At 72.7% G+C, this 337-nt stretch carries 1 protein-coding gene; it reads left to right on the top strand.

The genetic code is table 11. The features are described 5' to 3' along the window. Positions 1–337, top strand: a 337-nt coding sequence (locus HKX41_10770; GenBank protein NNC24612.1) for a CPBP family intramembrane metalloprotease domain-containing protein, incomplete at both ends; no start/stop codon positions are given.

Consider the following 337-nt stretch of genomic DNA (forward strand, 5'->3'; position numbering starts at 1 on the left):
CTCGCCGATCCCGGCACGCTGTGGAGCGTGTCGATCTGGGGCCTGTTGTGCGCGGCCGCGGCGACGCTGTGGTGGCCCAAGGCGCGCGCGGCGACGTCGGCGCTGCTGGCGCTGGCCCTGATCGCCGGGTTCGCGTACGGAATTCTCGCTGCGCCGGCGCTGGTTTCGCTCGCGCTGCTGGGCCTGGCCGCGTGGCTGGTGCGGCCGGCGCGGCCGCGCGCGGCGCGCATCGGCGGCCACGTACTGTTCGTACTGACCGCATTCGCACTCGGCCTGCATCTGCTGCCGGGCTTCGGCAATCCGCAATTGGTCGCCGATCTCAAGCTCAGCGCCGATG

Source organism: Salifodinibacter halophilus (assembly GCA_012999515.1).
Lineage (GTDB): Bacteria > Pseudomonadota > Gammaproteobacteria > Nevskiales > Salinisphaeraceae > Salifodinibacter > Salifodinibacter halophilus.